The organism is Metamycoplasma equirhinis, assembly GCF_006385185.1.
Taxonomy (GTDB): Bacteria; Bacillota_I; Bacilli_A; order Mycoplasmatales; family Metamycoplasmataceae; genus Metamycoplasma; species Metamycoplasma equirhinis.
This window is the reverse complement of record NZ_VFIX01000062.1, coordinates 1-520: the sequence shown is the minus strand read 5'-3', so window position 1 is coordinate 520 and position 520 is coordinate 1. Positions and strand designations below refer to the sequence as shown.

The following is a 520-nucleotide window of genomic DNA, read 5'->3' as shown; positions in this document are numbered from 1 at the left end:
CTCGGAGGTGCTGGGCTCGGCCCGACGCGTGGTGGTCAGCAAGGACGACACGGTCATTGTCGACGGCGGCGGCACCGCAGAAGCGGTGGCCAACCGGGCGAAGCACTTGCGTGCCGAGATCGACAAGAGCGATTCGGATTGGGATCGGGAAAAGCTTGGCGAGCGGCTGGCCAAACTGGCCGGCGGGGTTGCTGTCATCAAGGTGGGTGCCGCCACCGAGACCGCACTCAAGGAGCGCAAGGAAAGCGTCGAGGATGCGGTCGCGGCCGCCAAGGCCGCGGTCGAGGAGGGCATCGTCCCTGGTGGGAGAGCCTCGCTCATCCACCAGGCCCGCAAGGCGCTGACCGAACTGCGTGCGTCGCTGACCGGTGACGAGGTCCTCGGTGTCGACGTGTTCTCCGAAGCCCTTGCCGCGCCGTTGTTCTGGATCGCCGCCAACGCTGGCTTGGACGGCTCGGTGGTGGTCAACAAGGTCAGCGAGCTACCCGCCGGGCATGGGCTGAACGTGAACACCCTGAGC

Annotated in this window: 1 protein-coding gene; it reads left to right on the top strand. The window is 67.1% G+C overall.

All coding sequences use genetic code 4. From position 1 onward, the window contains the following. Positions 1–520: TCP-1/cpn60 chaperonin family protein (locus tag FJM08_RS08655; protein WP_503465700.1), on the top strand; the 520-nt coding region annotated here is incomplete at both ends.